This window comes from Pseudoalteromonas citrea, assembly GCF_000238375.3.
GTDB lineage: Bacteria > Pseudomonadota > Gammaproteobacteria > Enterobacterales > Alteromonadaceae > Pseudoalteromonas > Pseudoalteromonas citrea.
In genome coordinates this window covers 483,546-509,157 of record NZ_AHBZ03000021.1, presented here as the reverse complement: position 1 = coordinate 509,157, position 25,612 = coordinate 483,546, and the positions used below count along the sequence as shown (strand labels likewise).

Genomic DNA, 25,612 nt, shown 5'->3' with positions numbered 1-25,612 from the left:
TTAAATATGACTGAAATATTAAGCGCATCATTTAGAAAAATTCAGGAAAAACTGATACGTTGCAATGAGCTAGCCAATGGGGCTCATCCTTCAGATGTGAGAAGTACTACATTTGGAATAATGCTAGCGCAAGTTAGAGTATATGTATTGCTTAGTTCACCTGAAATTTTGAATCGGAATGATATCTCGGATTTGGATCGTGATAATGCAGAGCGACGAGTTAGGTATGATTTCTTTATCACACTATTCTCAACGTTTGAAAGTGCTATCAAAATAATAATTCGTACACTACCGAAAAATGAACAAAATAGTAAAATTCATAAATATTTGGAAAAATGTGTAACGCCAGAATCTAACAAGGGGTTTCTTCTTGCGAAAGAACTTAGAAATTGCATTCATAACAATGGCTTCTACTTTCCGAATGTAAGTAAAGAAGATAGTGTTTTTTATTTTAATGGAAATACTTACAATCTTCTTTATGGTAAGGCAGTGGATTTTTTGACTTGGGAACTTAGCATTAATTTAATTATCCATTTGATTGAGGTCCTTGAGCAAGTTTTTGCACAACTTTCAACGAAGATTGTCGAAGATCCTATAGCGAATAATAGTTAAAAGGTTATCAACAGCTAAGTCGAACATTGCAAAAGTAAACCCTTAATAGGAGACAATGGTCAGATTTGATTAAATAATACTAATCAAACCTGACACTCAATGGCGCTACTTCTGTCCACTCAATATCATTGGTATCGGTATATATTTTGGTTGTGGCTTCGTCTGAATGGGCCATACGTTGAGAAGGGCTAGACCCCGCATTAAGCAGTATTCGAGCCGATAGTCTTCGTATTTCATGAAAGGTAGGGCGCTTTTCTTTGGGTAAATGCGAATACAACTCTAATTCATCACGTACTTTTGAAAAACCACGGCTAATATTGTTGCTGGTGATCTGAAAACGGTGATCACAGTGTTTTGAGATTTTATTGTTACGTGTGGGTTTGCGTCTGACTATGTAAGGGCAAATTAGCCCGTCTGTTTTAGATAGGTCAATGGCAGACTTTAAAGCCTCAGTAATTGGAATACACACGAAACTAGATTTTTTATGCTGAGATTTATGTCTGTGAATATACATATTGCCATAAATAACCACGTTTTTACTGGTTAAATCACACCATGTTTCTTTTGGCTCTTTAAACCAGACACAGCCACATTCTCCAGCTTTTGGTTTAGCAATTTTATGCTTAAGCCTGTGCAATTCTTTTACTGCATGTGTTGATTGCAAACAGATCGACATAGCAACCTTTAGCCACGTTGGTGCAGCGTCATATATTGCGATATAACCTTCTTTGTCTAAGTCTGCTTGGGCTTTTTGTTTTTCAACGCGCTTTATTTTACGCCATTTTTTACCAATGCTGGGGTGAGTAGTAATTGCTTGCTCATCCATCATGTAACTAAAGAACTTATTCAAAAAGCTCAACTTTCGGTTATAAACATTCTTTGATTTACCAGCGCAGTAATGATTTAGATACTCGGTTGTATGCTCTGGAGTGATCTCTTTACTTAAAACATGGCCAAAAAGAGCATTCAGCCTGTCAGTATCTTTTTCAAATGTACTTAATGCATTCTCGCCCAGTTCCTCCTCATTTTTAATTCTGCGTAATATTATTTTGCTCCATTCATTAAGTGGACGATTGTACTTATCCATTTTGACAGCAAGCATGGTTAATGGGTTGCGATATTGTTCGTTGTAGGCCTGTGCGGCCTGATATGCTTCGATAAAAGGAGTATTAGCCGGGAAAAAGATTTCTTTACCCGTTTCAGTTTTAAAAAAATATCGGTCAACGCCACGCATTTTCCTTTTATACAGTCCTTCGGGCCATTCATCACGGCCTTCAACTCTTCTACGAGGTGTCATTTTCTACCTATTTGCTACTAAGTGATTTAGTAAATCTCTATCGTTAGCATCATTTACTACGATGAGGACACGACCATTGGGCAGTGTTATAAGGCGGTGATCAGAGGGTAAACCGCCCTCTGTGAGCCACTTTTTTACCCAGTTTCGAACGGTAAAATATGTTACTTTGCCATAACAAACTTGTTCGGCATATTCTCTGGCTGTGTATACATGTTCTGTCGCTTTTACTTTGTTCATTTAACTTCCTTAAATGTAATTTCAACATCTCTATTTAACGAGGGTTAGATTTGCTACTATTGGGTTGCAATCGGTTTTGTGTGTAAAATATTACGTAATATTTGTTATTTCAGTCAAGTTATTTGTAATATTATTTTGCAAAGCTGTAATTTTTAATATAAGTTAATTTGAGCATTAAGGAGATTTTGCTATGAGTAATCGTAAAAAATTACATTGTTTATCAAAGACTGAGTTGCGAAAAGTTACGGGTGGAACAGGAGGGAGCGGTTTGGATCCTGTAATGCGTCAGGCTAGGAGTGCAAGCTATGAGCCAAGGGGCAAAGCGCAGCCGTAGGAGGTTATTTGTTTAATTCATTTGAGCAATTATTACTGTCTTTAGGAGAGCATGTTGTATTAGCATATGTGCTGTTATGGCTTATGTATCTATTTCTGTTTAAGAGACTCGATAGTTACAGCATATTGCTAAGTTGCTTGGTTGTTTTTGCGTTGTTAATGAACGTATTGACGCCATATCTATACGCAATTGCATCAAGTGGTGAAGGTGCAATGTCAAAGGCCGTATGGCATCTTTCTTTTGTTTCGATTTACATTTTAGCAATGTCACTAACTAGGTGGCTGCATTTGAAAGTAAAAGTAAAATTGAGCAAAGTGGCTGTGTTCTCGATTTATTTATATGCAATACAGGCTTTTGTACACTTAATTCGATTCACTGAAAAATCAATGTTCAGCACAGATTACACATCAAGCGTGTATACATTTGTAATTGTTGGTGTTAATTTTTTGTTGGTTTTTGTGTGTGTGACATGTATTATCGTTGCTAATAAAGATAAGCGCTTTACTAGTTAAAGCTTTGAATGGTGTTATAGATGGATTTCTTTACAAGCTTAGCCATGTTTTGGATTGTTTTAATTGCAAGTTATTTAGTCGTTAGAGAGGTGGTTGCAGCCAAGGGGTTGTATACTGAATCAAACGAAGGGATAGAGTTTACTAATATTGTGTGCTTAGACACATATGCAAAAGCTAAGGCGATAGGTCTTCATGTTGATGCGGTAAACTCTGATAGTCTCGCTTCTCAAGTAATTATGTTGAGACGTAGAGATGAAGTGATGGAGCAGTTAAAGCAAGAAAAATCAACTAAAAAGTAATGGAACCATTATAAAAAAGGCCCTTTATTGGGCCTTTTTTAGTTTAAATAGTTTGTTTTCGAGTTCTTCTTCTCTTTGCTTGTTTAGCTTTGTGATAACGTCGTAAGCCTCTGCTATTCTTGCGCCACCCATTTTTTCATACACCTTGAAAAACGCAAATATTTCATCATCAGAAAAGTCATCAATGCGTGCTAGTGTTTGAAATGTCTCTGTGAGTGCCGCTGCATCTATCGCGTATGCGCTTGACTGGCTTTTAGTTTCAGTTGTCAAAAGTGATACGTCAACGGAAAAGAGGCTTGCAAGCGACTGGAGTTGTTCAGGCGAAGCTTGTTTGCGACCGCTGAAATAGTGACTAACCCCGCCTTGGCTTTTGACGCCAAAAACACTCATAAGATCAATTTGCTTAACGCCCTGTTCGCGCATTAAGTGCTTAACCTTGTTTAGCCAATTTGGTGGTCCCATTCACGATTACCTTTCTAATACCTAGTAGTTAGATATTACAACTGTATACACAAGCAATCAAATCTAGTTTTAAAACTAAAAATGCGCTTGCTAATATATTTGTAATATATTACATTTACATCATTGTATCTTACAAATTAAATTACAAGGTGTGTATGAGGTTATTAACATGGATAAAAAAGCAGGATGATAGCGAATTTGTAAAGGCCCAGTTAGCTGCTTATTTGAGGCGCTCAAGTGCAGCGGTTACAGCTTATATTTATGGCTACCGTAAAGTACCTGATTGCGCTGCCGGAGAGATAGAAAAGTTCACAAATGGAGACGTTTGCATTAGCGATTTGAACGCTCAATTTGAAAGCTATAAAAATCAATCCGGTTCTTATGCTTTTTCGATGCTAAAAGGGCAAAAAACAGGAAGGCCCTTGCTAGCAATCAGTAATGATGCATCAGAGAAAGAAAAGCTTGATTTTATTACAGCAATAAGTGAAGAGCTGGGTGTTGATCGAGGTATGGTGGGTGATTTATGAGTCAATATATCGTTCAAACCAAAACCCCTATAACTGATCCAAAGCACTGGGAAAGTCAGCACGCAAAAATCAAAGCGCTGCAAGAAAAGTTTTTCCCGAAAAAGCCTAAGCGCCCAGTTCGCACAAAACAAATCAGTGAATACACCGATTTATCAGCGCTTCAAAGCGCGAGCATTCTGGCAAGAAGGGGCGTGATATGAAGTCGAATCTTTATTTTTTGTGGTTAAATGCTGCAATTAGAAGAGCGCTAGTGATCAAAACGATAATCAAAAAGACACATCTTTCCGATCCGGAAGGTGACTTACTTTTTGCTAAACGGACATTGGATTTTGTTGACATGCTGCATGAGGAAGGGTTGCACAAAATCGCTCATTATCTTGATGTTTTAGCGTGTGAATTGCATGACAAAGCACACGAGCAGTTAATTAATAATGGGGCGTGATATGAACCAGAAATTAAAAGCAGAACTAGAGCTAAAAATTTACGTTTGCCAATGTTTAATTGATGGCAAGAAATTTCATATAGATGACTCTCAGCGTCAAAAACTCCCTGTTGAATGTATGACAAAAACAGAAGCAAAAAAGAAGGGCTTCGTATTAAAGCGAGGGGCAAAGCCAGTTGGCGAGTGGGGGTTTCAAATAGTAACGGGCGGGAGGGGCTACGGTGTTTTGTATTTGTCTAGTAGCTTTAAGGTGGAGAAATGAACAGAGCAGAATTTGTAAATGACACAGCACAAATGAACGCGTTTTATCACAATCGCGACACGCCGAATCAGGCTGACTTTGCAGAAGCCGAAATTATCACACAGCAACACGAGCAAGCGCGCCGTGACTCGGGTTTGCTTATCAACTGGATGGCGGCACCTGTTAATAATTGTTATGGGGGGCTGAGCGAATGATTAACCATATTGGTCTAGCTTTTTGCTTATCACCAGCGGTTCCATTAATTGAACTTATTGAACGCCGTATATTTTGGTATAAGTGCGTGCTGAGAGACATGGCAAATAAAGGTGTTAAGTTTCATAATAACTCAGAATATAAAGCGATAGTTAGCGACATTAATTTGTTTAGCGATTTGGGTTGTTTATCAGACGCAAATGAATTGAGTGAACTGCTTTCGAGGTGTGTTGATGAAAATTAACATATCCGAAGCGGATATTTTAACCGCAATACAAAGCGCCCAAGACGGCGCTTTTTTTCGTGATGAAATTCCGCAGACAAATGCGGAAGAGTCGATCACATGGCTTGAACATATCGAGTCTCAGTATAAACGCAAATCAGACGGCGCAGCCGCCGCCCCGAAGGGAGCGGAAAAAGCTAGGCTTGTCATAAGGCGCGAATCTCAGACAAAGGAAATTCTTAAGTCTATACCTAAAACCAAGCTAACTCTAGATACCCTGAGAGCGTGGAAGTTACGAGAGCTATATGCTGGTACGCTTAAGCGTCAAAGTCCCTCAAGGCGCGCTGAGCTTTACGGTATTAGTGAAAATGAATTTATTGATTTAGAGACAGGCGAGGTACGACCTAAGTTTGTTGCAGAAGTAGAGAAAAATCACTTTGTTTCTCCTGTTTATTCGCTGAATTGCGCTCATGATAAACAAAGGCCAGCAAATAAAAAGCCAAAAATAGTTACTGCAAACAACCAGAAAAATCGAGTTCATTTTCAAAGTCGAAACTGGTCAAGTGAATATCGAGTTGTGTGTACGCAGGTGACAAAGGCCAGTGATGCGCCTGACTCAACGACAGGCGATAGGGTGACAAATGAACTAACAAGCAGCGCTCGCGGTAAAATTATTGATTCCGGTCTGTACATGCAAGCTGTAAAGGGTGGGTATACGACATTTTGTACGCCGACAATGAACGCGCAAGCAAGATACAGACTAGATAATAATCATTATAGAAAAGTCAGAGTTTATAAAGAATCTGTGACGCATATCCCCGCTGTTTTAGATAGTGATGGGGTCGTGATTTTCGAAGAAATAAAGACGTCATCAACATTCACGTTGGTATGTCGAGATAATGGAAAGTATAAAAAAGAGCGTGTATATAAAAAATCGAGCGTTGTTCTTGATGCTGTTTACACAGCTGAGGGAGAGTTATTACATGATGAGATTGAAACTGAGTTGGCATTTACAAAAGTTGAATTCACTCGCACAACAATCGGCCAAGAACTTAGTCCTTTCTTAGATTTGATCGGGAAAATGCATAAGCGTGGTTGGACAGCTACGGGTATTTTGTCGTACACACATGAACTAGGTGTTACACCTGAGGGGCGCACATATTATGCAACGAATGGAAAGCCTTACAGAATAGAATGTATTGGTAAAAATGATCGTCTATATCCATGGGGGAAAGTTAGTTCTCAGCCCACACACTCACGCTATTACCCTTGGGGTCGAGTTGATAGCATTGGTCAAAACGATGTGCTGTATCCATGGGGAAAAGTTAGTTCATTTGGTGCGGCTGGCCGCGTTACTTCTTGTAGTTCTCTAGAGCGTAAAGCTAAAAAATACCCATGGGGTGTTGTCCGTTCAAACGGTGCAGAAGGGTTTAGAAAAGAAAATGTTACTCATAATACACAGCGTTTGTATGACTGGGGGGTTGTTGAGTGCATTGAACATACTGATTGTCGAGAATATGCATGGGGTTATGTTGAGTGCATTCAAGATGAAAATCGTAAACCTGTATTTGATTACATGTGGATAGGTGAGGCCCCGCGTACTGAGCATGGAGAGCGTGAGTATGATTGGGGCAGTGATGGGCCAACAAAAATAAAATCAGTCGGGCATCAAAATTATCACGCGCATATGCTTATGCGTTGGGACGTTGAGCCTATGTTTTTTCATGAATGGGCAAAAATAATTGAAGAAAAATGGGGGAATGGCTTTTTTAAACTAGAGCGAATTCATTCTCCTGCTGCTGCATCAAATTATTTGCTTAAAGCTGTTGGCTATATGACAAAAGGATCAGAAGGGTCACAAGGAGAGATTCGCGGTAATAGATACAATATTTCTCGTTATGCTCGTGCTGAGAAATGGGAGAACTGTGCAACACATGAGTCACAGCATATGTTTGGCCTTATACAAGAATATAAAGAAGGGCTAGAACTAAGGCGCAAGCGCCGAAACATTGCAGAGAATAAATCGAAGAAGCTTGTTGCTGACGTTGCAAAGTTAAAAAATATTAATAAGAAAACACCTACCGAAAAACGCGCAGAGTTCATTAAGCAGCTAGAGCAAAAGCAAACGCGATTAACTAATAAATTAAAAACATTAAGTGGAGAATTACACGGGAACTTTGCTCGTGGTGGCGTTGCTAAATTTGCCAACGCAGTCGAGTTTAAAAAGTTCTTAGATTTTGCGGTTGGTGTCCGTGGCTGGAAGCTGAAAACCGTATTTAGCCGCGAATGCTCACGCGAGCATATCAAACAACAACGTGCAGAAGAAAACGCTGTAACCAAGATGTTAGTTAATACTCAGCGAGTTGTTGATGAGTCAATCGAGAGTGTTATGGCTTGGTACTCAAGGTTCGAGCTAGTAACCCCCGATGATGATGAATATTACAACACGTCACTGGTGACAGGGGGTTATTAACTCATGACAAGTCGTAATCAAAAGTATGAAAAACAACGCAAAGAAAAGGGGCAAAAAAAGATTACTGTTTGGGTACCAGAGCAAGCTGAAATTGAAGTAAAGCAGATGTGCGAGTTCTTGTGTGAGAACCCCGACTACATACCATTTATGGCTCGCTCTTTAACTACTGGAAAAATGAAAAAGGCGATTTGATGATAAGCATAGAAGTTAGAAAAGAGTGGAAAGGCCTCACGAGTGAAGAAGAGTACTGCGTTGAAATAACAGAATTTAATATATTTGGCTTAACACTTTTTGAGTTCCAAAAAAATTTTAAAAATTAAAAAAAGTTATAAAAGGATAATTTAGGTATGGCGGAAGTTTACGAGCTAGAAAAACAACAGAATATAAATCAAACCATCAAACAAGGCTTGATGATGCTTTTTGGTATGTTCTGTTTATTAGCGGTTCTCTATGGCGCGGCAAGTGATAGCGCATATAGAAAATTGCTAGAAGAATGCGAGAAAAACGGGCGTGTCGAGCAGTTCTCAGATGATGATACATACGCGATTAAATGCGAAGTATTCAGAGTAAAAACAACCAAACATGATGAAAAATTAATAGGCAATTTAAGAGGTGAATGATGATAGGTTCAAAAACACATAGAGATTTTGAAGAGGTTGAATTAACAGCCCCAAAAACTTGCGGGGGGTGTTCATTGACTAATGATATTTCTATCAAACTTCATGAGTGTAAATTATTAAAAAAACAGGCGGATGGTCTGACCGCGTGGGATATGGCGAAAAAGGTTGATTTAGCCGACCAAGCGATCAGTTTAAGTTTTGAAGTGATGGATGGGTTAATTCAAAAAGTCACGAGTTTAGAGCAGAGAATGCAGGAGCAAGCGCAATGAAAACCGTTCAAGGTAACGGCGGTACGATACCGCTCAGAACAAGTAAAAACCCTGTTTTAGGAGTATATCGGCACCACTGCGGCCATATCGCAACTGTTCATGCACCCAAAGGTCGAAAAGCGCACTTACGCTATTTGCAGTGCGATAATTGCGGTACTGACCAATGTGCAGGTAAACCTTATCAAGACAAAATACGGGAAAACATGCAACCCAACATTGAGGCGCTTGAAGCGTTTGAGGTTGGTGAGGCTGAACAGCATGAACTGACAGATAAGGAGGCTGTTGAGGCGTTTGAGTCTGGAATGGAGATAGCTGCTCAAGCAATAGCAGACGGTGACCCAAAGGCTATCGAGATTATTAACGGTAACACACCGACCGAGCAACCGATAGAAACCAATAAAGACGCGGTTTCTGATGTTGTTGAGCAACTACAACAGGAACCCAAGCCGCAACACGTTACAGAACCAAACACACCCGCCGCCAATGACCCCATTAACCCAAAGAAATTAGCTGGGTTTGCTGTGGTCGGTGCCATTGTTGGCGGTTTACTAGCATTAGCAAAATAAGGAAATAACATGACAGATAACATTGAAAACCAAGCGACAGAGCAGCAAGAACAACCAGAAAACGATTTTTTGCAGGGTCGAGAGGGCGAAGCAACAGCGCTTGCTGCAACGTTGAAAAAAGAAGATGAAGACAACGACTTTATCCCCAAGCATGAACCAACCGAACAACCGATAGGAACCGCTGAAAACATGGTTCCCAGCGATTCTAATACCGATGCTATGTCACCAGATATGGCTGGCGGTGTGGCGTTCATGGCTATTGAGTCGTACGAGTCGATTATCCGTACGATGGTTGGGACTGAGTTCACATTACCACCTGAAATGAAAAAAGAAGCCATCGAAAAATACGGCCCTTTGATAGTCAAGTACGGACCTGCTGCAATGGGTACGTTCGGTCAGTACCAAAACGAACTAGTCGCTGCGCTGTTCACAGCTACGCTTGTGCGTGAGTCGTTTAGTCAAGTTCGCAGTATCAAAGCTGAGAAAGCTGCAAATGATAAACCAGAACAACTGACTGAAACCACAGACGATGCGGTTAAGGAGGAGGCTGCATGACACCGATTAGACCTAATGACGCGTTAGACGCACAGCACTGTTTGTATGCGGGTACAACAGGAGCGGGGAAGTCAACCGCAGTGCGTCAAATGGGTCGAGTTAAAGAAACTGATCAAGTGCTCATGTGGGACCCATACGGACAGTACAAAGGGCAGCGGTTTTTGAATCGTGAAGTACGTACATACAGTAGTCTGACCGCGTTTTTTAATGCTGCAAAAGCGGGGCGTCAGACTAATCGGGGCTTTAAAATAGCGTTTACACCTAAAACCTTGCCCAGCGGCACAGCCCAGCGCCGCCGTGTGTTTCTGGCATTCCTGAGGGCTTGCTGGGCGATGGGCGATGGTCATCATAAAAAGCTGTTGCACTTGTATTTGGAAGAGATAAATCGAGTTACAGTCACGTCAGGTGATGAAGACTCTATCTACGGTGAATTACTTGAAGGTGGTCGTAAGTTTGGCTTTGTTACGCATAGCGTTAGCCAGCGTTTACAGCCAATTCCGAACACTGTTATATCAATGTCCCCATACAAGTGGGTTGGTATACAAGAAGCAATCGGAGATGTATCTAGGGTTGCACGAGAAATAGGCGTGACCGAAAAGCAAATTACGGACCTAGAACCGCTTGAATATTACTTTAAAAATGGCCGAGGATTTAACAATGTGACCAAAGGAAAGCTGAAATTTCCAAAGAAAAAAGCCGCGTAAAGCGGTTTTTTTATCTTTTTTTAAAAAAAACACACCTAATTTAACCTAATAGGTTAACTCCATTTCTACCCCGTTGACGTTAACCGAAACGATTGCCTAATGTGAAAAAACACAAACGCAGCAGCAACGGGAGCCAAACAATGAACAAATTATATTTATCAGTTACAGGAATCTCCGCAGTGGCTGCGTTTGTGATATGCAAACTAGCAAAAGGACGAGCACATGTTCGGAAGAGCAAGAATATTAACGCCACGGCTGCAAGCCAAAAAACAGCGCAAAGCCCAGCGGCGTAAGCGTAATCGTACCCCGCGTATTTGGGGCAATGTTTCACGAAGCAAGTACTAAACAAGGAAGTTAAAACGGATGAGTAAATCAATGAAAACACATTTAATTACAGCAGGTATCGCAACGTTTATTGCTGCGGTAGTAGTTTATGCATCAAACAATATTGACGCAGTTGAAGACGTGATCGGGTAATCGACTATGAATATATCAAGACCTTCAAGAACACAGTTACCGTCTCCGACAGGAACGGATTACAACGAAGAATGGAATATTAAGCTTCAGGCGGGTGTGACATATCACAGTATTGAACTTGAAACGAACCTGAAAAACGTAAAAACAATTAAAAAAATCACCATAGATATTGGTGGTGTGCCTGTAGTAACTCGTACTAACGAGATTTTAGACTTAATGGACTCGTTCTATAAGCGCTATAAGCAAACAGGCCGCTTTGTTGTTGACCTTTCTAAATTTGATTACCGCACGCCTGCGGGTATTTATCAGACTCAGTTAGTTACAGTACTGAATGACGATGTAACGCTAAAAATTGAGTTTGGTTCACGGGGTACTAACGACCCTGAGCGCCCAACTTTGAAAGCCAAAGCATATGTCACTGATACAGATAACTATGGCCGTATTTTTAAACCGACTATGTACGATTTAACGCAAATTTCGGGTGCCGCGGGTGATCATACTTGGCAAATGCCAAACACCGGTGCAAACCGTTTTGTGCAACGTATTTTGTTTGATGAATCAGAAGTGAAAATTGCGCAAATTAAAGTTAAGCGTGGTTCGCAAACAATCGAAACCATTACACGTGCTGATTTAGATTACGCATTACAGCGTGTAGCCAATGTTGAGCTTCAAGACGGCTATTGTTTGTTAGATTTTACGTTATTTGGCTTTGGCAGCGATGGCTCAGTACCAACATTGGGGCTGGGGTTTGAACTGCAAGTTGATAGCAATGGCGCAATTAAAACCTACATAGAAGGTTATGACCAGGTTAAACGCATTCCAGTCGCGGGGGATTAATTATGTGGGCCGACTTATTTAACGGTGGACTTGAAAAGCTCGGCGAAATTGGCTCAACAATTACCAATGCGTACGTTGAAATTGAAAAGGAAAAAGCAAAGCAACCCGAAGTGGTAAAAGCGCAAGAGCCGATTAAAGGGCGTCAAGTAGATGGTTCAACGGTGGTTGCACGGCCAGTTGTGCAACCACCGTTGAACCAAAATACGATGATTATTGCGGGGATCGGGGTTGCCGTATTGCTTGTGATATTACTAAGGAAGTAGCGATGCCATTTATTATTTGGCCAGTAGTAGCTGGCGCAACGGGTTTGTTTGTTGGTAGTTCAATGGGTGGCTTTATGCGCTCGGTTGTAAAATTGGCAGCATTAGCGGGTGCGGCATATTTTGCGTATTTGATGATGGGTAAATAGCTATGTTGCCACAGTCATTTACAAACACAGGGACGATGCCGATTAACGGCGGTCATGCAAAGTCGGGCAATGGTGATTCGGTTTACAACAATCACACGCGCTTTGGCAGCATGAACTACAACAAAGGTATACCACAGTGGGTTTTGTATGTTGGTTTAGGTTTAGCTGCTTTTTTGGTGTTAAGTGCAAAGCGTTGAGCTAACTGAACCAGTTCTACGTGTTCTGCGCCCCGCGCTTTTTAGAGGGAAAGGGACAATTAAACGCGAGATAAGACAGGGAATATCACAGCTACATAGAGTTGGAGAACTCTTCATTGTTACGCGCAAGGAAGCGCATGAGTTAGTGATAGTCGCAGTCGCGGGGCGCAATCTTTTGAATGCTATTGAGTCGTTAATTAATTATGCACGGCAGTTAAAGTGCAGTTCGATACGCTGGCATACACGTAACCCCGAGTATATCAGGCATGGATTTGCCAACTTACCAGCGCAGCTGGTTGAGAAACGAAGAGGGATTTTATATGACGAATACGTATACAGGTTGGTGCTAAATGGGCGGTAAATCCAAAAGTAGTCAAAGTACGACCACACGTCAAAATTCAACGCACATTGTGAATGATGGGAAATTTGCTGGCGCTAGTAACGTTGATGCAAGTAGTACTGATTATGACTACGACATAGACAACTCTGTTAGCAATGATTATGAATACGACATAGATAACTCTGTCGAGCAAGACATAGATAACTCGCGGGAGTGGTCTGACTCGTTTAATACTGATAACTCGGTTGAGCAAGATTGGAATGATTCGTTCAATACTGACAACTCAGTAACAAATGAAATTCAGCAAGATATTGATAATTCAGTTACCAATGAGTATGACCAAAGCCAAGAGTATTCAGATTCATTTAATACTGATAACTCAGTACATAATGAAGGTGAGTATGCGGGTAACAGTGGCACCATAAATATTTTAGATGGTGGGGCCATTGGCCGGGCATTTGATACCGCAGATATCGCGATTGAAGCAAATAGTGGTGTTGCTGAGCATGCAATTCAGCAAATGGCAGGGCTAAACGCTGAACTTGCAGCGCAATACGGTGGGGCGCTTGGTAATGTTGCTGAATTAAGTATTGATCACTTATCGAACGTAACAACAGATGGTTTGCAGACGATTAGTGAGTTAACAAATGGTGTGTTAACTGGTAACCAGAATATGTTTGCTGATGTTTCTGAAAACTTAATAGATGCACATTCATCAAGTTTAGAGCATTTGGCTGGGTCTCAATCAAGTGTTAGTGAGTTTTTAGCCAAGTCTCAAAATGAGAATATGAAAGCCAATTCGCTTGCATTAGACCGTGTTGCAGCCCTTGCTAAATCAACATCATTACAGGGCCAAGACTTAGTTGCTGATTCTGCGAGTAGCATGATCAAGTACATTTCAATCGCCCTAGGGCTCACTGTTGCGGTTGTAGCTGTAGCACTCATTGCAGGGAAAAAGTAACCATGGCAAAAATTACAATACCTGCAAATACAGAACGAAGAATCTCAACATCTGGGCGTTGGTTAAGCATTATCAATGCGTCTGAAAGTTTTGGTATTACTGCTGAAGAGTTTACCGATGTGGTGGGCGCGGTAGGTCGTCAATACGATTTGAACGATATATCTACCGTGTTTTTTGTGAATGGGCGTGATGAACCACTACATGTTGAGTATGAAGTGGCTAATTTACGTATTACGTCTACGGCATCTAATAACGTAAAAATTACCAATGCGTTAACCGTTGAACGAGTAGAACAGCCCGTTGATGTATTCGCTACTTCAATAGCGGCAACTCAGGCCAACTCTTTAGATGATGTGATCATCGAACCATTGAGCAAAGTGAAGTTGATTGCAGCAAACAATCTGCGACACGAATTATTGATTAAAAATATCAGTGTAGGCAATGAAACAGTGCGCATTGGTAGCGCTGCATGTAGTTCAACAAATGGCTTGCCAGTTGTTAAAGGGGGCACGTTATCTCTTACCAATGGTGCAGAAATTTATGCCTATAACACAAGTGTTGAACAAGCAAAGCTATCACTGCTTGAGGTGCTGCAATGAGTTATTTAGTTGAGCCACAGAACACAGATGTACTTGCACAGATACTCTTGCAGTTAGACCCAAATCAACACGATGCGGTGACGTTAATGCATGGCATAGCGCACAGTCAAACTGCGCTATCAACAGCAGTAACTGGGCTATTAAAACGTGAATTGCAAACGTTCAGAGATAACAATGTATTGACAAACATTGTTAGCCAAACCTCAGCGCAGAACATGACGCTAGGCGCTGATATGAACGCAGCAACAGAAACATTAGTCGAGCTATCAAAAGCACGACTTGATCAGATTAATGAACAAATTAAGGACGATATATGAGTGATTTACAAAACATCGCTGATTTAGTCAGTGTGGGTAATGAATTGCTAGATGACATACGCGGCGGTGCTATCAGCAAAATGCAAAAAGAGCATGATGATAAGCAAGCGGTTTTTAAAAGTGAACACGATGCTACTCAATCAGCATTGATTGCAGATACAACAGCAACGGTAAATGATTTAAAAAGCCGCGTCGGTGATGTTGTCGGTCAAATGCCATTCACAGCCATTAATAAAAATCATGACTTTTTGAATACGACGACATTCACAACATCGAGTGGAGTAACACATACAATGCCTGTGGGTATGGGGATTAAATCCCCCGCGGCGCTCAAAACAAGTGTCGTAAATGTGCGTTCAGGTAGTACGCCTGAAGCGCGTGACCCAGTTGTTATTGAATTGCTCAATTACATCATTGGAGCGAATCCCAAGTATTTTTCATCACATTTTAATGTTTTGAAAGTTGAGGTTCTAGATGCCGATGTGATTAAAAATGAAAGTTATAACTTTCATATACCAGCACAGCATATGAAGTCCCCATCATCGTTTATGGCGTATTACAAGCTTGTAAGTGACAAAGTAGGTTACTTAAAGTGGCTCGGTACACCGCAGGACAATAGTTGGAGTCGAAAACGCCAAGTGTTTAAAAGTAACGCACTCAATTATGTACATGTTGATATTAAATTTCATAGCGACGTACAAAACGGCGATGTGCTTTATTTGGCGCTACCGACAATTGTTGTGGGTAATTATCCCGATGTTAACCATGGCGTTTTATATTCAAATCACAAAATTGACTACTAAGGAAGGTCCAATGTTTATAGCAACGCAAAACGGTCTAGTGCCAGAAGAAGAAATTAAAGTTATATCAGAGCGTGTTCGTGAATATCAATATCACGAATCAGAGTTGTTAAACGTATTGCTCGATAGTGTGTTACCTGAACTATCTAATAGCTTGAGTGCAGAAGCGAAAGCAAAAGTTGATGCTGTCATATCAAAGCGACAATCAATCAAACAGCGTTATCCAAAACCAATTTAATGACCAAGTACCTAGCGATAGGAATCGCGAGTTTAGCAATAGGGATTTTTTATATGACTCGACAAAACTTAAATGTGCGAAATAACAACCCGCTCAACATTCGTGAGAACGGCACGCAATGGGAAGGCAAAACAGGTCACAACAAGGGCTTTGTGAAGTTCGAATCTGTGGAAATGGGTTTTCGTGCTGCATACAAAACATTAATGACGTACCGCAATAATTACGGATTAGATTCAATCAGCGACATTATTAGTCGCTGGGCACCAGATTCAGAGAACCATACCGAAAATTACATTGCGTACATTCGTCAAAAAATGAATATAGAGCCAAACGCTTTTAATTTTTGGAGCGATACAGTACCAGATGAGCGTTACCCTGAACTGATGCTGCACATGGCAAACATGGAAGGTGCAAAGGGCGCATTCAGTATTGAGCAAGCAGAGCGAGGAGTCGCATTAGCATGAATGCAGGTTGGCTAGTGACAACAATTTGCGGCGCTGTAATCGGCGCGTTCGTTGTGTATCAAGTGAAGAAACACACCAAGGGAATTTTAGACGACAACTAAGGAAAGTCATGACAAAGAAAGTAAAAGAAGCAGTACAGACCAAAACGTGTACAGCAGTATTGAGTGCAATCGGCGGCGCATTAGCTGTAACGAATCCTGAAGTGGCAGCATTGCTAAAAGCTGTCTCAGTATTCTTTTTCTAAAGAAAAAACCAAGTAAATAAAGTCGCTATATGCGGCTTTTTTTAGATCCAGAGAAACCCGAAAAATACTGTATATTGTGGCGTTGTTATGGCGTTATTGTGGCGCTATATTTTTAGAATTTATTTTATTTTGATGTAACTTGTTGATTGGGATAAAGAAAGATTGGTCGGTATGGCAGGATTTGAACCTGCGACCCCTGACACCCCATGACAGTGCGCTACCAAGCTGCGCCACATACCGACTTGCGTTTAACTATACTTATAAAAATTTAAAAGGCAATAAGTAACTGGTTTGTTTGAACATTAATTGAGCGTAAAAGAAGTAATTGCCCACGAAGCAGGCAATTACTCATGTTATTTTTACTTTTTCCAAATACCCTGAGGTAAAGTTTTCTTCATTTCTGGATGATTATCGGGATTAAAAGTAGGGGTTACTCCGGCTTTTAATTGGCTGCAATAGTCTTTATATAACCAAATCACAAATCCAGAGAGCATAAATAACGCTGCAACGTTCACGATAGCCATCATACCCATTGAAATGTCGGCCATTGTCCAAATTAAGCCAAGTTCACCTACTGCACCAAACATTACCATACCTAAAACACAGGCTCTGAAAATCAACATACTATGCTTATATTTGGTGTTTAAAAACATTAAGTTGGTTTCAGCGTAAGAATAGTTAGCAACAATTGAAGTAAACGCAAAGAACAAAATCGCGATAGCGATAAAAATTGCGCCCCATTCACCCACATGTTGCACCAAGGCTGCTTGAGTCAAAGCAATTCCAGTTACTCCAGAATCTGGAACTAACTGGTTTGATAGTAAAATAAGGGCTGCGGTAGCTGAACAGATAATAATGGTATCAACAAACACACCAAGCATTTGTACATAACCTTGAGAGGCAGGGTGGTTTGGGTTTGGTGAGGCGGTTGCGGCTGCATTGGCGGCACTACCCATACCCGCTTCATTTGAAAAGAGTCCACGTTTGATACCTTGGATCATCGCTTGCATTACTGCATAACCAATGGCTCCGGCACCCGCTTGTTCAAACCCAAGTGCACTATATATGATCTGCTTAAATACAGCAGGTAATAAGTCATAGTTAATAAAGCAAACATACAGTGCAACAAGTAAGTAAGCCAACGCCATCAATGGCACAACAAGTTCGGCGAAACGCGAGATAGTTTTTAAGCCACCGAAAATGATAAAGGCAGAGCCAATAACTAACAATACACCAACTATATGCTTAGGAACGTCAAATGCGACTTCGAATGCGGCGGCAATTGAATTTGCTTGTACGGCATTAAAGACTAAACCAAAAGCTAAGATTAAGCATAGAGAGAAAAGAATACCCATCCATCGTTTGCCTAAGCCATACTCCATATAATAAGCAGGGCCACCTCGAAAGTTACCGTCACTGTCTTTTGTTTTATATAGTTGCGCTAGGGTACTTTCTGCAAAGCTGGTGGCCATACCGATTAATGCTATTAACCACATCCAGAAAATGGCACCCGCGCCACCTAGATAGAGCGCTACAGCGACACCCGCCATATTACCTGTACCAACGCGAGCGGCTAATGAGGTACAAAACGCCTGAAAAGAGGAAATTCCTTCACCAGCTCCCGTACGGCTATTCGCCATGACTTTAACCATATAAGGAAATTGACGAAACTGGATAAAACCCAAACGAAAGGTAAAGAACAAACCTGCTGCTATTAATAGGTATATAAGTACATGACCCCAAAGTAACCCACTAACAAAGTTTAATACATCAGCCATAAAACAAAGCCTACTTTTATATGAACGAATAAATCAGGGGGCGTAATCTAGCACATTCTTTAATTAAAGTCGTATCAAGCGAGGTCAAACCTCAAGTTATGCACAAGTTTTTGTGGGTAACTTGTGAGTTTTTGGTGTGTATATCTGTATGTTTCTAAAGTTGAAAATTAATGACAATTTTCATTAAAAAAGGCTTGATCAAAAAAAGGATCTCCCTATAATGCGACCCCACTGACACGGAGCAATACGCTGAAAAGCAAATTGAAACGAGTCAACGTCAAGTAAAACTTAAATTTAAAAACTTTTAACTTTAAGTGTTGACAAAAAAATAGGAAAGCGTAACATGCGCAGCCCTAGCGAGATAAAGCAAAGCGCTTAATCTTCGCAATGTTCTTTAAAAATATGAAGCAATCATCTGTGTGGGCACTCGTACAGATTGAGTTCTAACAGCGAATCTTCTTTCTTAGATTGAAGCAACGCAAAAAATTTAGAGTCTCAATTGAACTGAGTGACCATAAGCTATTAATAGATTCAGCCTTGAGCTGGTTTTAATTTACTTTTTTAAAAGTAAAAATAATAGTGCACAGTCAATTCGTTCTTGGCAACAAGAACAAAATCAGAATTCAATGAGCACGAAACTTCGGTTTCAACAAAACTTTTAATTGAAGAGTTTGATCATGGCTCAGATTGAACGCTGGCGGCAGGCCTAACACATGCAAGTCGAGCGGTAACAGAGATAGCTTGCTATCTGCTGACGAGCGGCGGACGGGTGAGTAATGCTTGGGAATATGCCTTTTGGTGGGGGACAACAGTTGGAAACGACTGCTAATACCGCATAACGTCTACGGACCAAAGTGGGGGACCTTCGGGCCTCACGCCAAGAGATTAGCCCAAGTGGGATTAGCTAGTTGGTAAGGTAATGGCTTACCAAGGCAACGATCCCTAGCTGGTTTGAGAGGATGATCAGCCACACTGGAACTGAGACACGGTCCAGACTCCTACGGGAGGCAGCAGTGGGGAATATTGCACAATGGGCGCAAGCCTGATGCAGCCATGCCGCGTGTGTGAAGAAGGCCTTCGGGTTGTAAAGCACTTTCAGTCAGGAGGAAAGGTTAGTAGTTAATAGCTGCTAGCTGTGACGTTACTGACAGAAGAAGCACCGGCTAACTCCGTGCCAGCAGCCGCGGTAATACGGAGGGTGCGAGCGTTAATCGGAATTACTGGGCGTAAAGCGTACGCAGGCGGTTTGTTAAGCGAGATGTGAAAGCCCCGGGCTCAACCTGGGAACTGCATTTCGAACTGGCAGACTAGAGTGTGATAGAGGGTGGTAGAATTTCAGGTGTAGCGGTGAAATGCGTAGAGATCTGAAGGAATACCGATGGCGAAGGCAGCCACCTGGGTCAACACTGACGCTCATGTACGAAAGCGTGGGGAGCAAACGGGATTAGATACCCCGGTAGTCCACGCCGTAAACGATGTCTACTAGAAGCTGGGGTCTTCGGACAACTTTTTCAAAGCTAACGCATTAAGTAGACCGCCTGGGGAGTACGGCCGCAAGGTTAAAACTCAAATGAATTGACGGGGGCCCGCACAAGCGGTGGAGCATGTGGTTTAATTCGATGCAACGCGAAGAACCTTACCTACACTTGACATACAGAGAACTTACTAGAGATAGTTTGGTGCCTTCGGGAACTCTGATACAGGTGCTGCATGGCTGTCGTCAGCTCGTGTTGTGAGATGTTGGGTTAAGTCCCGCAACGAGCGCAACCCCTATCCTTAGTTGCCAGCACATAATGGTGGGAACTCTAAGGAGACTGCCGGTGATAAACCGGAGGAAGGTGGGGACGACGTCAAGTCATCATGGCCCTTACGTGTAGGGCTACACACGTGCTACAATGGCGCATACAGAGTGCTGCGAGCCTGCGAAGGTTAGCGAATCACTTAAAGTGCGTCGTAGTCCGGATTGGAGTCTGCAACTCGACTCCATGAAGTCGGAATCGCTAGTAATCGCGGATCAGAATGCCGCGGTGAATACGTTCCCGGGCCTTGTACACACCGCCCGTCACACCATGGGAGTGGGTTGCTCCAGAAGTAGGTAGCTTAACCTTAGGGAGGGCGCTTACCACGGAGTGATTCATGACTGGGGTGAAGTCGTAACAAGGTAGCCCTAGGGGAACCTGGGGCTGGATCACCTCCTTATACGATTTAGAACTTATTTGTTCGTAGTGTCCACACAGATGATTGTTAGTTAGTTTTATCCTAAGGGATTAACTAATTAATATTGCTCTTTAAAAATTTGGAAAAGCTGATAAATAAATTCTTATAGATATTCGTATCTATAAAGAGTTTTCAAAAGTAAAACAATGCCAATTAATCATTGATTAATTAGCATCTACTTTAGTATTCAATATTAACTTCTGGCGAAGTTTAAACTGTCTTTGACGATACAAACCATTTTGGGTTGTATGGTTAAGTGACTAAGCGTATACGGTGGATGCCTTGGCAGTTGGAGGCGATGAAGGACGTACTAACTTGCGATAAGCCTAGTTGAGCCAGTAAGAGGCGCTTGAGACTAGGATTTCCGAATGGGGAAACCCACCTGCTTTGCAGGTATCATATGGTGAATACATAGCCATATGAGGCGAACGCGGAGAACTGAAACATCTAAGTACCCGTAGGAAAAGAAATCAACCGAGATTCCGAAAGTAGCGGCGAGCGAAATCGGAACAGCCCTTAAGCTGTTTTGTAATTAGTGGAAGGCTCTGGAAAGTGCCACGATACAGGGTGATAGTCCCGTACACAAAAATTTATAAGCAGTGAAATCGAGTAGGTCGGAGCACGTGAAACTTTGACTGAATATAGGTGGACCATCATCTAAGGCTAAATACTCCCAACTGACCGATAGTGAACCAGTACCGTGAGGGAAAGGCGAAAAGAACCCCTGTGAGGGGAGTGAAATAGAACCTGAAACCGTATACGTACAAGCAGTAGGAGCATACTAGTTATGTGACTGCGTACCTTTTGTATAATGGGTCAGCGACTTATATTCTGTAGCGAGGTTAACCGATTAGGGTAGCCGTAGCGAAAGCGAGTCTTAACTGGGCGCTTAGTTGCAGGGTATAGACCCGAAACCCGGTGATCTAGCCATGGGCAGGTTGAAGGTTGAGTAACATCAACTGGAGGACCGAACCCACTAACGTTGAAAAGTTAGGGGATGACCTGTGGCTAGGAGTGAAAGGCTAATCAAACCGGGAGATAGCTGGTTCTCCCCGAAATCTATTTAGGTAGAGCCTCGGACGAATACTTACGGGGGTAGAGCACTGTTAAGGCTAGGGGGTCATCCCGACTTACCAACCCTTTGCAAACTCCGAATACCGTAAAGTACTATCCGGGAGACACACGGTGGGTGCTAACGTCCATCGTGAAGAGGGAAACAACCCAGACCGCCAGCTAAGGTCCCAAAGTATATGTTAAGTGGGAAACGATGTGGGAAGGCTAAAACAGCTAGGAGGTTGGCTTAGAAGCAGCCACCCTTTAAAGAAAGCGTAATAGCTCACTAGTCGAGTCGGCCTGCGCGGAAGATGTAACGGGGCTAAACATATCACCGAAGCTGCGGATTCAATCATTAGATTGAGTGGTAGGGGAGCGTTCTGTAAGCGGTTGAAGGTGTACCGGGAGGTATGCTGGACGTATCAGAAGTGCGAATGCTGACATGAGTAACGATAATGCGGGTGAAAAACCCGCACGCCGGAAGACCAAGGGTTCCTATCCCATGTTAATCAGGGTAGGGTAAGTCGACCCCTAAGGCGAGGCTGAAGAGCGTAGTCGATGGGAAACGGGTTAATATTCCCGTACTTGGAATAATTGCGATGGGGGGACGGAGCAGGCTAAGCAAGCATGGCGTTGGTTGTCCATGTGAAAGTGAGTAGGCTAATGACTTAGGTAAATCCGGGTCGTTGTTAGGCTGAGACACGAGACGAGCTACTACGGTAGTGAAGTTGCTGATGCCTTACTTCCAGGAAAAGCCTCTAAGCTTCAGATTATTTCGAATCGTACCCCAAACCGACACAGGTGGTCAGGTAGAGAATACTAAGGCGCTTGAGAGAACTCGGGTGAAGGAACTAGGCAAAATTGTACCGTAACTTCGGGAGAAGGTACGCTCTTGATTGTGATGGGATTTACTCCTTAAGCGATTGAGAGCCGCAGTGACCAGGTGGCTGGGACTGTTTATTAAAAACACAGCACTGTGCAAAATCGTAAGATGACGTATACGGTGTGACACCTGCCCGGTGCCGGAAGGTTAATTGATGGGGTTAGACTTAGGTCGAAGCTCTTGATCGAAGCCCCGGTAAACGGCGGCCGTAACTATAACGGTCCTAAGGTAGCGAAATTCCTTGTCGGGTAAGTTCCGACCTGCACGAATGGTGTAACCATGGCCACGCTGTCTCCACCCGAGACTCAGTGAAATTGAAATCGCAGTGAAGATGCTGTGTACCCGCGGCTAGACGGAAAGACCCCGTGAACCTTTACTACAGCTTGGCACTGAACATTGAACCTACATGTGTAGGATAGGTGGGAGACTTTGAAGCACAGTCGCTAGATTGTGTGGAGTCAACCTTGAAATACCACCCTTGTAGTTTTGATGTTCTAACGTAGGCCCCTTATCGGGGTTGCGGACAGTGCCTGGTGGGTAGTTTGACTGGGGCGGTCTCCTCCCAAAGAGTAACGGAGGAGCACGAAGGTTGGCTAAGTACGGTCGGACATCGTACGGTTAGTGTAATGGTAGAAGCCAGCTTAACTGCGAGACAGACACGTCGAGCAGGTACGAAAGTAGGTCATAGTGATCCGGTGGTTCTGAATGGAAGGGCCATCGCTCAACGGATAAAAGGTACTCCGGGGATAACAGGCTGATACCGCCCAAGAGTTCATATCGACGGCGGTGTTTGGCACCTCGATGTCGGCTCATCACATCCTGGGGCTGAAGTCGGTCCCAAGGGTATGGCTGTTCGCCATTTAAAGTGGTACGCGAGCTGGGTTTAGAACGTCGTGAGACAGTTCGGTCCCTATCTGCCGTGGGCGTTTGAGAATTGAGAGGGGTTGCTCCTAGTACGAGAGGACCGGAGTGAACGAACCGCTGGTGTTCGGGTTGTCATGCCAATGGCATTGCCCGGTAGCTACGTTCGGAACTGATAAGCGCTGAAAGCATCTAAGCGCGAAGCAGGCCTCGAGATGAGTTCTCACTAGAGCTATAAGCTCTCTGAAGGGCCGTTGGAGACTACAACGTTGATAGGCTGGGTGTGGAAGCATAGTGATATGTTAAGCTAACCAGTACTAATTACCCGTGAGGCTTAACCATACAACGCCAAAGTGGTTTAAGCGACAGAAGTTAGTGTTACTAAAGTAGCGTTTTACAAGAATTAGTCAGATTGATTAATATTTATCAGAATTCCAGATTTAGTTGGCTTGCGGTAGCGAGTTAACACACCAGATTTGCTTGGTGACAATAGCGTTTTGGACCCACCTGACCCCATGCCGAACTCAGAAGTGAAACGAAACAGCGTCGATGATAGTGTGGCAGTTGCCATGTGAAAGTAGAACATTGCCAGGCATTAAATTAGAGAAACCCGTTGCAGAGATGCGACGGGTTTTTTGCATTTGGGGTTTAGGAAAAGGAGTTGGGGAAAGTTGGGGAAAGCTGCTTAGGGAAAAGGGTTAGAGAAAGCGTAGAAAAACCCTATGGACCCTGAAACCAGTTCAGGGAGACGGAGTTTTAACTTAGAGGTGTTAAGCTTAATTAGACGATATCTGTATCGAGAGGGGGATATCTCATACCAATCTGCATAAAGATTAAGTCAATTTAACCCAATCTCTTGAGCACATCTTTCTAACTCTCTCAGGAACTGAAATGAATTTGTTCCATGCTTTTGAAACTTGCTCAACAATATCTTCATAACCCTTAAATGTACGATTGGATAAACAGTGCTGACGGAGCCAACTCCAAACTTGTTCTATTGGATTTAATTCAGGTGAATATGGTGGTAATTTGATTAGCGTGACATTATTAAAAGGCTGAACTGTATTAAATGTATGCCAACCAGCACCATCCATAATAACAACTGCATGCCTTCCGAGTTCGGTAGCTTTCGATATTTGTTCCATATGTAGTGTCATCGCTTCTTTATTTACGCAAGGTGTTATTAATGCTTCTGTCTTGCCATTTTCAGGGCAGGCAGCACCAAATAGATAACCATACTCAAATTGTTGCTGCTTTACTGCACGAGGTCTTGAGCCTGTCGCAGCCCATAAACGTGTTGTTTGGTTTTGTTGACCGAAACGAGCTTCGTCTTGAAACCAAACATCAATTCGCTCAAGAGGGAGGTGTCCTGGTGTGTGAAGGATCGTTTCCAATAGGAAGTTTTTTAAAAGTTTCCTGGCATTCTCGTGATTGTTTGGGGTGTCTTGAATGGCTCGTTATCCAGCTAAACCCAAGCTTCTTGAGGAGTTTGTATATATGGTCTGAGTGGTAACGAACTGAAAATTGGATAAATATATAGTTCCCAATGTCTTCGCCTGTAAGCCGCCCTCCATCTGAAGAATTGGCTGACTGAATTATATGAGCTGAAAGGAGTTCGAGTTGGCTTGGTGTTAATTTAGCAGGGCGTCCTTTTATCGGCTTACTATCAAGTCCTCCTAAGCCTTTACTTAAGTAGTTTGATACCCACTTATTAACACTGCTTCTCGCAGTATTTAAACGTTTGGCAATATTGGTTCGGTTTTCACCTTCTAAAAATAAGGATACTGCGAGTAATCGAATACGCTTTCTGGCATTTGATTCTCTTCGAGATAGTGCTAAAGCTTTCTAGATGTATTTAAATCTATATAAGTGAGCATGCTTTAATCCGTGTACATATATTAGATCACTTACTTAAGCAGATTGGTATAAAGACCCAGAGAGAGACGAATTCACCTCGTAGTCTTCCTGACGCAGGTCAGGATCCAGATCTGTCATGCTTGCCATTTTTGTTATTATTAGGCTCCATGGCTTTTATAGCATTGCTTATCTAATTGGCATGATAAAGAACATAGACCCTGAAACGAGTTTAGGGTCACGGAGTTTTTATCTTAAGGTTTACCTGCTTATATGAAACTCGTTCATAGAGATGAGTCTCACCGTTGTCTTACTGACGCGGGTAAGGAGTCAAAACAGGTATATTCAATAATTAGAGAGTTAAAATAACAAAGCTCCCTTTAACATTAACGTGTTATATCAGGTTAAGCCGAATACTATTACGCAAGAGGCATAAAGGGCAGCGCAGCGAAATGTTAGATAGGGGCCTATCGAAATATGTATTATGAATTCCTATA

General features: G+C 42.3%; 35 protein-coding genes, 1 tRNA gene and 3 rRNA genes. 33 read left to right on the top strand and 6 right to left on the bottom strand.

Annotated features, from left to right (window positions below; genetic code table 11):
* Window positions 1-6 precede the first annotated feature (6 nt).
* The gene (locus tag PCIT_RS14050; protein ID WP_010365104.1) at window positions 7-612 is read left to right on the top strand and encodes a hypothetical protein; all 606 of its coding nucleotides are present in this window, start codon (window positions 7-9) and stop codon (window positions 610-612) included.
* A 79-nt stretch (window positions 613-691) separates the two neighbouring features.
* On the opposite strand, the gene PCIT_RS14045 is transcribed toward PCIT_RS14050, so the two are convergent.
* Both PCIT_RS14045 and PCIT_RS14040 read right to left on the bottom strand, forming a co-directional pair.
* Window positions 692-1,909: a tyrosine-type recombinase/integrase gene (locus tag PCIT_RS14045; protein ID WP_010365105.1), complete on the bottom strand. Its 1,218-nt coding sequence runs from the start codon at window positions 1,907-1,909 to the stop codon at window positions 692-694.
* A 3-nt stretch (window positions 1,910-1,912) separates the two neighbouring features.
* Window positions 1,913-2,146: a hypothetical protein gene (locus tag PCIT_RS14040; RefSeq protein WP_010365106.1), complete on the bottom strand. Its 234-nt coding sequence runs from the start codon at window positions 2,144-2,146 to the stop codon at window positions 1,913-1,915.
* Between the two features lie 190 nt (window positions 2,147-2,336).
* Between PCIT_RS14040 and PCIT_RS14035 the strand changes: the two genes are divergently transcribed.
* Genes PCIT_RS14035 through PCIT_RS14025 form a run of 3 tightly spaced genes read left to right on the top strand, consistent with a single transcriptional unit; the run spans window position 2,337 to window position 3,291 of the window.
* On the top strand, window positions 2,337-2,480 hold the full coding sequence (locus PCIT_RS14035; RefSeq protein WP_192992807.1) for a hypothetical protein: 144 nt from the start codon (window positions 2,337-2,339) through the stop codon (window positions 2,478-2,480).
* Between the two features lie 8 nt (window positions 2,481-2,488).
* Window positions 2,489-2,992: a hypothetical protein gene (locus PCIT_RS14030; protein ID WP_010365107.1), complete on the top strand. Its 504-nt coding sequence runs from the start codon at window positions 2,489-2,491 to the stop codon at window positions 2,990-2,992.
* 20 nt (window positions 2,993-3,012) lie between these two features.
* A complete protein-coding gene (locus tag PCIT_RS14025; RefSeq protein WP_010365109.1) occupies window positions 3,013-3,291 on the top strand; it encodes a hypothetical protein in 279 nt (92 codons plus the stop codon).
* Between the two features lie 24 nt (window positions 3,292-3,315).
* Here the strand turns inward: PCIT_RS14025 and PCIT_RS14020 are convergent, their stop codons facing one another.
* Entirely contained in the window at window positions 3,316-3,753 is a 438-nt protein-coding gene (locus tag PCIT_RS14020; RefSeq protein ID WP_010365110.1) for a helix-turn-helix domain-containing protein, read from the bottom strand.
* Window positions 3,754-3,908: 155 nt separating this feature from the next.
* Here PCIT_RS14020 and PCIT_RS14015 point away from each other — a divergent pair, with 155 nt between their 5' ends.
* The 26 genes from PCIT_RS14015 to PCIT_RS23240 all read left to right on the top strand — a co-directional run bounded on the left by PCIT_RS14015 (window position 3,909) and on the right by PCIT_RS23240 (window position 16,469).
* Window positions 3,909-4,280 (top strand): helix-turn-helix domain-containing protein, encoded by a 372-nt coding sequence (locus PCIT_RS14015; protein ID WP_010365113.1) that lies wholly within the window; start codon window positions 3,909-3,911, stop codon window positions 4,278-4,280.
* On the top strand, window positions 4,277-4,480 hold the full coding sequence (locus PCIT_RS14010) for a hypothetical protein (protein ID WP_010365116.1): 204 nt from the start codon (window positions 4,277-4,279) through the stop codon (window positions 4,478-4,480). Before PCIT_RS14015 ends, PCIT_RS14010 begins: the two co-directional genes overlap by 4 nt.
* Window positions 4,477-4,722: a hypothetical protein gene (locus PCIT_RS14005; protein ID WP_010365118.1), complete on the top strand. Its 246-nt coding sequence runs from the start codon at window positions 4,477-4,479 to the stop codon at window positions 4,720-4,722. The genes PCIT_RS14010 and PCIT_RS14005 overlap by 4 nt, the downstream gene beginning before the upstream one ends.
* 1 nt (window position 4,723) lies before the next feature.
* Window positions 4,724-4,984, top strand: a complete 261-nt coding sequence (locus PCIT_RS14000) for a hypothetical protein (protein WP_010365119.1) — start codon at window positions 4,724-4,726, stop codon at window positions 4,982-4,984.
* The gene (locus tag PCIT_RS13995) at window positions 4,981-5,178 is read left to right on the top strand and encodes a hypothetical protein (protein WP_010365121.1); all 198 of its coding nucleotides are present in this window, start codon (window positions 4,981-4,983) and stop codon (window positions 5,176-5,178) included. The genes PCIT_RS14000 and PCIT_RS13995 overlap by 4 nt, the downstream gene beginning before the upstream one ends.
* On the top strand, window positions 5,175-5,420 hold the full coding sequence (locus PCIT_RS13990; protein ID WP_010365123.1) for a hypothetical protein: 246 nt from the start codon (window positions 5,175-5,177) through the stop codon (window positions 5,418-5,420). The genes PCIT_RS13995 and PCIT_RS13990 overlap by 4 nt, the downstream gene beginning before the upstream one ends.
* Complete coding sequence (locus tag PCIT_RS13985) at window positions 5,410-7,872, top strand: hypothetical protein (protein ID WP_010365124.1); 2,463 nt, start codon at window positions 5,410-5,412, stop codon at window positions 7,870-7,872. Before PCIT_RS13990 ends, PCIT_RS13985 begins: the two co-directional genes overlap by 11 nt.
* 3 nt (window positions 7,873-7,875) lie before the next feature.
* On the top strand, window positions 7,876-8,064 hold the full coding sequence (locus PCIT_RS13980) for a hypothetical protein (protein ID WP_010365125.1): 189 nt from the start codon (window positions 7,876-7,878) through the stop codon (window positions 8,062-8,064).
* 155 nt (window positions 8,065-8,219) lie between these two features.
* Complete coding sequence (locus PCIT_RS13975; protein WP_010365126.1) at window positions 8,220-8,492, top strand: hypothetical protein; 273 nt, start codon at window positions 8,220-8,222, stop codon at window positions 8,490-8,492.
* Window positions 8,489-8,761, top strand: a complete 273-nt coding sequence (locus PCIT_RS13970; protein ID WP_157592786.1) for a hypothetical protein — start codon at window positions 8,489-8,491, stop codon at window positions 8,759-8,761. Before PCIT_RS13975 ends, PCIT_RS13970 begins: the two co-directional genes overlap by 4 nt.
* Entirely contained in the window at window positions 8,758-9,327 is a 570-nt protein-coding gene (locus tag PCIT_RS13965; protein ID WP_010365128.1) for a hypothetical protein, read from the top strand. Before PCIT_RS13970 ends, PCIT_RS13965 begins: the two co-directional genes overlap by 4 nt.
* A 9-nt stretch (window positions 9,328-9,336) precedes the next feature.
* Window positions 9,337-9,882 carry a hypothetical protein gene (locus PCIT_RS13960; protein ID WP_010365129.1) on the top strand — a complete coding sequence of 182 codons (546 nt, stop codon included), beginning with the start codon at window positions 9,337-9,339 and terminating at the stop codon, window positions 9,880-9,882.
* On the top strand, window positions 9,879-10,586 hold the full coding sequence (locus tag PCIT_RS13955; RefSeq protein ID WP_010365130.1) for a hypothetical protein: 708 nt from the start codon (window positions 9,879-9,881) through the stop codon (window positions 10,584-10,586). The genes PCIT_RS13960 and PCIT_RS13955 overlap by 4 nt, the downstream gene beginning before the upstream one ends.
* Before the next feature lie 140 nt (window positions 10,587-10,726).
* On the top strand, window positions 10,727-10,879 hold the full coding sequence (locus tag PCIT_RS13950; protein WP_157592785.1) for a hypothetical protein: 153 nt from the start codon (window positions 10,727-10,729) through the stop codon (window positions 10,877-10,879).
* A 190-nt stretch (window positions 10,880-11,069) separates the two neighbouring features.
* On the top strand, window positions 11,070-11,900 hold the full coding sequence (locus tag PCIT_RS13945; protein WP_010365131.1) for a major capsid protein P2: 831 nt from the start codon (window positions 11,070-11,072) through the stop codon (window positions 11,898-11,900).
* Window positions 11,901-11,902: 2 nt separating this feature from the next.
* A complete protein-coding gene (locus PCIT_RS13940) occupies window positions 11,903-12,163 on the top strand; it encodes a hypothetical protein (protein ID WP_010365132.1) in 261 nt (86 codons plus the stop codon).
* Window positions 12,164-12,165: 2 nt separating this feature from the next.
* Entirely contained in the window at window positions 12,166-12,309 is a 144-nt protein-coding gene (locus PCIT_RS13935; protein WP_157592784.1) for a hypothetical protein, read from the top strand.
* A gap of 2 nt (window positions 12,310-12,311) precedes the next feature.
* Window positions 12,312-12,506, top strand: a complete 195-nt coding sequence (locus tag PCIT_RS13930; RefSeq protein ID WP_010365133.1) for a hypothetical protein — start codon at window positions 12,312-12,314, stop codon at window positions 12,504-12,506.
* Entirely contained in the window at window positions 12,493-12,867 is a 375-nt protein-coding gene (locus PCIT_RS13925) for a hypothetical protein (RefSeq protein ID WP_010365134.1), read from the top strand. The genes PCIT_RS13930 and PCIT_RS13925 overlap by 14 nt, the downstream gene beginning before the upstream one ends.
* Entirely contained in the window at window positions 12,857-13,807 is a 951-nt protein-coding gene (locus tag PCIT_RS13920; protein ID WP_010365135.1) for a hypothetical protein, read from the top strand. The genes PCIT_RS13925 and PCIT_RS13920 overlap by 11 nt, the downstream gene beginning before the upstream one ends.
* A 2-nt stretch (window positions 13,808-13,809) precedes the next feature.
* Window positions 13,810-14,406: a hypothetical protein gene (locus tag PCIT_RS13915; RefSeq protein ID WP_010365136.1), complete on the top strand. Its 597-nt coding sequence runs from the start codon at window positions 13,810-13,812 to the stop codon at window positions 14,404-14,406.
* The gene (locus PCIT_RS13910; protein WP_010365137.1) at window positions 14,403-14,723 is read left to right on the top strand and encodes a hypothetical protein; all 321 of its coding nucleotides are present in this window, start codon (window positions 14,403-14,405) and stop codon (window positions 14,721-14,723) included. The genes PCIT_RS13915 and PCIT_RS13910 overlap by 4 nt, the downstream gene beginning before the upstream one ends.
* Entirely contained in the window at window positions 14,720-15,526 is an 807-nt protein-coding gene (locus PCIT_RS13905; RefSeq protein WP_010365138.1) for a hypothetical protein, read from the top strand. The genes PCIT_RS13910 and PCIT_RS13905 overlap by 4 nt, the downstream gene beginning before the upstream one ends.
* A 10-nt stretch (window positions 15,527-15,536) precedes the next feature.
* Window positions 15,537-15,761, top strand: coding sequence for a hypothetical protein (locus PCIT_RS13900; protein ID WP_010365141.1), 225 nt, complete (start codon window positions 15,537-15,539; stop codon window positions 15,759-15,761).
* A gap of 53 nt (window positions 15,762-15,814) precedes the next feature.
* Complete coding sequence (locus PCIT_RS13895; RefSeq protein ID WP_010365143.1) at window positions 15,815-16,225, top strand: hypothetical protein; 411 nt, start codon at window positions 15,815-15,817, stop codon at window positions 16,223-16,225.
* A gap of 109 nt (window positions 16,226-16,334) precedes the next feature.
* The gene (locus PCIT_RS23240; RefSeq protein ID WP_273542016.1) at window positions 16,335-16,469 is read left to right on the top strand and encodes a hypothetical protein; all 135 of its coding nucleotides are present in this window, start codon (window positions 16,335-16,337) and stop codon (window positions 16,467-16,469) included.
* Window positions 16,470-16,632: 163 nt separating this feature from the next.
* Here PCIT_RS23240 and PCIT_RS13890 read toward each other — a convergent pair.
* Window positions 16,633-16,709 (bottom strand) — tRNA-Pro (locus tag PCIT_RS13890).
* Between the two features lie 119 nt (window positions 16,710-16,828).
* On the bottom strand, window positions 16,829-18,247 hold the full coding sequence (locus tag PCIT_RS13885; RefSeq protein WP_010365145.1) for an alanine/glycine:cation symporter family protein: 1,419 nt from the start codon (window positions 18,245-18,247) through the stop codon (window positions 16,829-16,831).
* A 659-nt stretch (window positions 18,248-18,906) separates the two neighbouring features.
* On the opposite strand from PCIT_RS13885, the gene PCIT_RS13880 reads away from it, so the two are divergent.
* From PCIT_RS13880 to rrf, 3 genes are all read left to right on the top strand, one after another.
* Window positions 18,907-20,446, top strand: a 16S ribosomal RNA gene (locus PCIT_RS13880).
* A 268-nt stretch (window positions 20,447-20,714) separates the two neighbouring features.
* Window positions 20,715-23,603 (top strand): 23S ribosomal RNA (locus PCIT_RS13875).
* A gap of 137 nt (window positions 23,604-23,740) precedes the next feature.
* Window positions 23,741-23,855, top strand: a 5S ribosomal RNA gene (rrf, locus tag PCIT_RS13870).
* The 16S, 23S and 5S rRNA genes sit together here, the layout of an rRNA operon.
* A gap of 239 nt (window positions 23,856-24,094) precedes the next feature.
* On the opposite strand, the gene PCIT_RS13865 is transcribed toward rrf, so the two are convergent.
* Window positions 24,095-25,061, bottom strand: a protein-coding gene (locus PCIT_RS13865; RefSeq protein WP_192992809.1) for an IS630 family transposase whose coding sequence is annotated in 2 segments (ribosomal slippage) — window positions 24,095-24,667 and window positions 24,669-25,061 — 966 coding nt in all. Because the reading frame shifts where the segments join, the coding sequence is not laid out codon by codon here.
* Window positions 25,062-25,612: the final 551 nt, after the last annotated feature.

What these genes read in the sequence shown, in the direction of transcription:
- PCIT_RS14050 (WP_010365104.1), top strand. Translation starts at nt 7, where the DNA reads ATGACTGAAATATTAAGCGCATCATTTAGAAAAATTCAGGAAAAACTG.
- PCIT_RS14045 (WP_010365105.1), bottom strand. Translation starts at nt 1,909, where the DNA reads ATGACACCTCGTAGAAGAGTTGAAGGCCGTGATGAATGGCCCGAAGGA.
- PCIT_RS14040 (WP_010365106.1), bottom strand. Translation starts at nt 2,146, where the DNA reads ATGAACAAAGTAAAAGCGACAGAACATGTATACACAGCCAGAGAATAT.
- PCIT_RS14035 (WP_192992807.1), top strand. Translation starts at nt 2,337, where the DNA reads ATGAGTAATCGTAAAAAATTACATTGTTTATCAAAGACTGAGTTGCGA.
- PCIT_RS14025 (WP_010365109.1), top strand. Translation starts at nt 3,013, where the DNA reads ATGGATTTCTTTACAAGCTTAGCCATGTTTTGGATTGTTTTAATTGCA.
- PCIT_RS14020 (WP_010365110.1), bottom strand. Translation starts at nt 3,753, where the DNA reads ATGGGACCACCAAATTGGCTAAACAAGGTTAAGCACTTAATGCGCGAA.
- PCIT_RS14015 (WP_010365113.1), top strand. Translation starts at nt 3,909, where the DNA reads ATGAGGTTATTAACATGGATAAAAAAGCAGGATGATAGCGAATTTGTA.
- PCIT_RS14010 (WP_010365116.1), top strand. Translation starts at nt 4,277, where the DNA reads ATGAGTCAATATATCGTTCAAACCAAAACCCCTATAACTGATCCAAAG.
- PCIT_RS14005 (WP_010365118.1), top strand. Translation starts at nt 4,477, where the DNA reads ATGAAGTCGAATCTTTATTTTTTGTGGTTAAATGCTGCAATTAGAAGA.
- PCIT_RS14000 (WP_010365119.1), top strand. Translation starts at nt 4,724, where the DNA reads ATGAACCAGAAATTAAAAGCAGAACTAGAGCTAAAAATTTACGTTTGC.
- PCIT_RS13995 (WP_010365121.1), top strand. Translation starts at nt 4,981, where the DNA reads ATGAACAGAGCAGAATTTGTAAATGACACAGCACAAATGAACGCGTTT.
- PCIT_RS13990 (WP_010365123.1), top strand. Translation starts at nt 5,175, where the DNA reads ATGATTAACCATATTGGTCTAGCTTTTTGCTTATCACCAGCGGTTCCA.
- PCIT_RS13985 (WP_010365124.1), top strand. Translation starts at nt 5,410, where the DNA reads ATGAAAATTAACATATCCGAAGCGGATATTTTAACCGCAATACAAAGC.
- PCIT_RS13980 (WP_010365125.1), top strand. Translation starts at nt 7,876, where the DNA reads ATGACAAGTCGTAATCAAAAGTATGAAAAACAACGCAAAGAAAAGGGG.
- PCIT_RS13975 (WP_010365126.1), top strand. Translation starts at nt 8,220, where the DNA reads ATGGCGGAAGTTTACGAGCTAGAAAAACAACAGAATATAAATCAAACC.
- PCIT_RS13970 (WP_157592786.1), top strand. Translation starts at nt 8,489, where the DNA reads ATGATGATAGGTTCAAAAACACATAGAGATTTTGAAGAGGTTGAATTA.
- PCIT_RS13965 (WP_010365128.1), top strand. Translation starts at nt 8,758, where the DNA reads ATGAAAACCGTTCAAGGTAACGGCGGTACGATACCGCTCAGAACAAGT.
- PCIT_RS13960 (WP_010365129.1), top strand. Translation starts at nt 9,337, where the DNA reads ATGACAGATAACATTGAAAACCAAGCGACAGAGCAGCAAGAACAACCA.
- PCIT_RS13955 (WP_010365130.1), top strand. Translation starts at nt 9,879, where the DNA reads ATGACACCGATTAGACCTAATGACGCGTTAGACGCACAGCACTGTTTG.
- PCIT_RS13950 (WP_157592785.1), top strand. Translation starts at nt 10,727, where the DNA reads ATGAACAAATTATATTTATCAGTTACAGGAATCTCCGCAGTGGCTGCG.
- PCIT_RS13945 (WP_010365131.1), top strand. Translation starts at nt 11,070, where the DNA reads ATGAATATATCAAGACCTTCAAGAACACAGTTACCGTCTCCGACAGGA.
- PCIT_RS13940 (WP_010365132.1), top strand. Translation starts at nt 11,903, where the DNA reads ATGTGGGCCGACTTATTTAACGGTGGACTTGAAAAGCTCGGCGAAATT.
- PCIT_RS13935 (WP_157592784.1), top strand. Translation starts at nt 12,166, where the DNA reads ATGCCATTTATTATTTGGCCAGTAGTAGCTGGCGCAACGGGTTTGTTT.
- PCIT_RS13930 (WP_010365133.1), top strand. Translation starts at nt 12,312, where the DNA reads ATGTTGCCACAGTCATTTACAAACACAGGGACGATGCCGATTAACGGC.
- PCIT_RS13920 (WP_010365135.1), top strand. Translation starts at nt 12,857, where the DNA reads ATGGGCGGTAAATCCAAAAGTAGTCAAAGTACGACCACACGTCAAAAT.
- PCIT_RS13915 (WP_010365136.1), top strand. Translation starts at nt 13,810, where the DNA reads ATGGCAAAAATTACAATACCTGCAAATACAGAACGAAGAATCTCAACA.
- PCIT_RS13910 (WP_010365137.1), top strand. Translation starts at nt 14,403, where the DNA reads ATGAGTTATTTAGTTGAGCCACAGAACACAGATGTACTTGCACAGATA.
- PCIT_RS13905 (WP_010365138.1), top strand. Translation starts at nt 14,720, where the DNA reads ATGAGTGATTTACAAAACATCGCTGATTTAGTCAGTGTGGGTAATGAA.
- PCIT_RS13900 (WP_010365141.1), top strand. Translation starts at nt 15,537, where the DNA reads ATGTTTATAGCAACGCAAAACGGTCTAGTGCCAGAAGAAGAAATTAAA.
- PCIT_RS13895 (WP_010365143.1), top strand. Translation starts at nt 15,815, where the DNA reads ATGACTCGACAAAACTTAAATGTGCGAAATAACAACCCGCTCAACATT.
- PCIT_RS23240 (WP_273542016.1), top strand. Translation starts at nt 16,335, where the DNA reads ATGACAAAGAAAGTAAAAGAAGCAGTACAGACCAAAACGTGTACAGCA.
- PCIT_RS13885 (WP_010365145.1), bottom strand. Translation starts at nt 18,247, where the DNA reads ATGGCTGATGTATTAAACTTTGTTAGTGGGTTACTTTGGGGTCATGTA.